This window comes from Bacillus cereus group sp. N8, from assembly GCF_016483685.1.
GTDB lineage: Bacteria > Bacillota > Bacilli > Bacillales > Bacillaceae_G > Bacillus_A > Bacillus_A proteolyticus.
This window is the reverse complement of record NZ_JAEHBK010000098.1, coordinates 1-2,627: the sequence shown is the minus strand read 5'-3', so window position 1 is coordinate 2,627 and position 2,627 is coordinate 1. Positions and strand designations below refer to the sequence as shown.

The window sequence follows — 2,627 nt, the reverse complement described above, 5'->3', positions numbered from 1 at the left end:
CATTAACATAAGAGAATAGTAACGTGCTTTCACCTTCAAGAATAGTCTAAATCCTTAAGTTGATGGATGTGGGGTACCGCCACATGTCCATCAACTTAAAGAAAAAATGAGCTGAATTCTCAAAATAACTAACTGTAGAGAAAGAGAATTTCCATTTAAGGTGTACTTCAAAACCTTAGCTTGGTGGACATGGGGATGGTACTCAATATTGTAAAAAACGTTCTAATAGAGTAGTATAAATTTATATTTATTGGTCGGTTGACCAAACTAAAAATAAGAAGGTGAAGTACAATGTCTAATTCTAAAAAAACAGCTACTCGGGATCAAATACTAGTGGCTACGTTTGAATGCTTAGCTGAAAAAGGTACAACCGCTATTACATTAAGAGATATTGCTACGAAAGCGGGAATTACTTTAAGTTTAATTCATTATTATTTTCCAACAAAGGAGGGATTATTAGTTAACGCTACCTCTTATGTCATGCAAAAACAAATTAAAGAAATTCAAAAGGAGCTCTCAAATATACAAGATTTTTCAGAGAAAATGAAAAAACTTATATTTGTAGTACATCACCAATTCAAAAGTTCTGAATGGAGAAAAGTGTATTTTTGTTTATTGGCAGCAGCGGCTTGGTCACCAAAAATTATGGAAGAAATTCGAGTTCTACAGAACCAACTGATAGACCTAATTCAAGAATATGCGCAAACTTCCAATGTAGAAATCCCAGATTTAGAAGCGTTTTCCAGGGCTTTGTTGGCTTCGATGAATGGATTAGCGTTACAAGTTATGCATGGGGCTTCAGAGGAACAAATTGCTCCGGCATATGCGGTTATAGAAAAAGTATTCATTAGCATCTGTGACCCCAAAAATGCAATGAGTGATTATTAAACTATATAATTCCAAAGTCATGTGCCAATCCATTATTCCATGACACCAAATGGGATGAAGGATTGCAAAACATTATAAAGTGAGGTTACAGCATGATCGCATATGGATCATTTTATTTTTTTGCTATAGTGGGGATTTTATTGATACCTACTATCGTAGCTGGATTAAGAGGTAAAATGTTGCGTAAATATAATGCTATCTTAACGCTAATTATGCTTGCTATTATCTTCTCGGATAAACCAAATCAAGCAATGATGTTAGCAGTATTTATTATTTGGCAATATGTCCTTATTAAAGGCTATTTACTACTAAGAAAACAAAATAATAATACGTTCATGTTTTACATGGCCATTATTTTGTCGATTTTGCCACTAATTTTGGCAAAAATTGCACCATTTGTACCTGAATTAAAATTCATTGTTTTTACTGGTATATCTTATGTAACATTCAGGGCAGTACAAATGGTATTTGAAATTCGTGATGGCTTAATTAAAGAATGCTCATTTTTTAATTTCTGGGAATTCATTTTGTTCTTCCCTGCTATTTCGACTGGACCTATCGATCGGTATCGCAGGTTCCAAAAAGATATTCAAAAACCACCAAGTGCTGAAGAATATCAAAATCTACTATACAAGGGTATTAACCGTATTTTTCAAGGTTTTCTGTATAAATTTATACTTGCTTACTTAATAAACCAACATATTATGAGTGCAACAATCGCTCACCAAGATACGATTTTATCAAATATGATTTACATGTATAGCTATAGTTTTTATCTATTCTTCGATTTCGCAGGTTATAGCTCATTCGTAATTGGTGTCAGTTATATGATGGGTATTAAAATACCAGAAAACTTTAATAAACCGTTTATCAGTCGTAATATTAAAGATTTCTGGAATCGTTGGCATATGAGTTTATCATTCTGGCTTCGCGATTTTGTATACATGCGCTTTGTCTTTTTCGCAACAAAGAAAAAGCTCATTAAAAATCGATATATGATTTCATATATTGGTGTCTTTTTAAACTTTTTTATCATGGGAATTTGGCACATTACAGGTCATGATATTGCCCAATATATTATTTATGCTCTATATCATATTGTTCTGTTTATTTTATTTGATATTTTCGAACGAAAAAACAAGAAGCATAAATTTTGGCCCAACAATACGTTCATGCATATCCTTGCAATTGTGATTACATTCCATTTCGTATGTTTCGGTTTCCTAATCTTCTCTGGTCACTTAAACAATTATTTTTAATGAATAGCTTTTTTTCTCACAACTATGGGTATGGATACGGTTATGGGTATGAGGGGCCACTATGAAAGAAAATTATTTAGAAAAACAGTTAAGAAGAACTTGTAGTTATAAATTTTTTAGAGGAAGCATCCATAGAGGATGCTTTTTTCTTTGCTATATAAAATTTATATAATAAATGAGAAATTAACTAAGCGGACAAGTGAACACGGAACTCATCATATCTCACACATTGATTCATAACTAAAATATTTTAAACAAACGTTTGTTTAATTTTCCTATGCCTAATTTCTTCATCACATAAATAAAAAAGATAAGAAAATCCCATTTACATATATTCAAGAATTATAGTTAGTTATAACATAAAATTAATTTTATTATAGTTAATTAATCTTGAATATAAATATATGCTTTTCTATAAGAATTCTACAAATTCTTCTGTATTAAACCTGTCTCTTATACACATCTCCGAGCCCACGAGAC

General features: G+C 31.4%; 2 protein-coding genes. Both read left to right on the top strand.

Translation table 11 applies throughout. The annotated features are described in order from the left end of the window. Window positions 1-291: 291 nt before the first annotated feature. Window positions 292-888 carry a TetR/AcrR family transcriptional regulator gene (locus tag JDS80_RS30510; RefSeq protein ID WP_199640796.1) on the top strand — a complete coding sequence of 199 codons (597 nt, stop codon included), beginning with the start codon at window positions 292-294 and terminating at the stop codon, window positions 886-888. A gap of 92 nt (window positions 889-980) precedes the next feature. Further along, window positions 981-2,147 (top strand): D-alanyl-lipoteichoic acid biosynthesis protein DltB, encoded by a 1,167-nt coding sequence (gene dltB / locus JDS80_RS30505; protein ID WP_199640795.1) that lies wholly within the window; start codon window positions 981-983, stop codon window positions 2,145-2,147. The last annotated feature ends 480 nt before the right edge of the window (window positions 2,148-2,627 follow it).

Bases quoted from the DNA above. Each gene is read 5' to 3' on its own strand.
- JDS80_RS30510 (WP_199640796.1), top strand. From the start codon at position 292: ATGTCTAATTCTAAAAAAACAGCTACTCGGGATCAAATACTAGTGGCT.
- dltB (WP_199640795.1), top strand. From the start codon at position 981: ATGATCGCATATGGATCATTTTATTTTTTTGCTATAGTGGGGATTTTA.